General features: G+C 60.9%; 1 protein-coding gene. It reads left to right on the forward strand.

Translation table 11 applies throughout. The annotated features are described in order from the left end of the window. Positions 1–96 precede the first annotated feature (96 nt). Entirely contained in the window at positions 97–411 is a 315-nt protein-coding gene (groES, locus tag ACYVOK_RS29070; protein WP_460665754.1) for a co-chaperone GroES, read from the forward strand. The last annotated feature ends 197 nt before the right edge of the window (positions 412–608 follow it).

Below are 608 nucleotides of genomic sequence, written 5' to 3' on the forward strand. Positions count from 1 at the left end.
GTATCAACTCGTCTTAGCACTCTAATGCGTCGAGTGCTAAACGTGCTGCTCGGCGCAGACGAGTGCCTCCAATTCCTATATCGAGGAGGCTCGCCTATGACATTCCGTCCGCTGCACGACCGCGTTGTCGTCCGCCGCATCGAAGCCGAAGAGAAGACGGCCGGCGGCATCATCATCCCGGACACCGCCAAGGAAAAGCCGCAAGAGGGCGAAATCGTCGCCGTCGGCCCCGGCGCCCGTGACGAGAGCGGCAAGGTTGTCGCCCTCGACGTGAAGGCCGGCGACCGCGTGCTGTTCGGCAAGTGGTCCGGCACCGAGGTGCGGATCGATGGCCAGGATCTCCTGATCATGAAGGAAGCCGACATCATGGGCGTGATCGAACAGTCCACCGCGGCTCAGAAGGCCGCCTGAACAGGCTTGGCCCGACCAGATACAAAATAACAGGAGGTTAGCTCATGGCTGCCAAAGACGTAAAATTCTCCACTGACGCTCGTGATCGCATGCTGCGCGGTGTCGACATCCTCGCGAACGCCGTGAAGGTCACGCTCGGTCCCAAGGGCCGCAATGTGGTGTTGGAGAAATCCTTCGGGGCTCCGCACATCACCAAG

The sequence above is a fragment of the Kribbella swartbergensis genome, from assembly GCF_054784135.1.

Bases quoted from the DNA above. Each gene is read 5' to 3' on its own strand.
- groES (WP_460665754.1), top strand. From the start codon at position 97: ATGACATTCCGTCCGCTGCACGACCGCGTTGTCGTCCGCCGCATCGAA.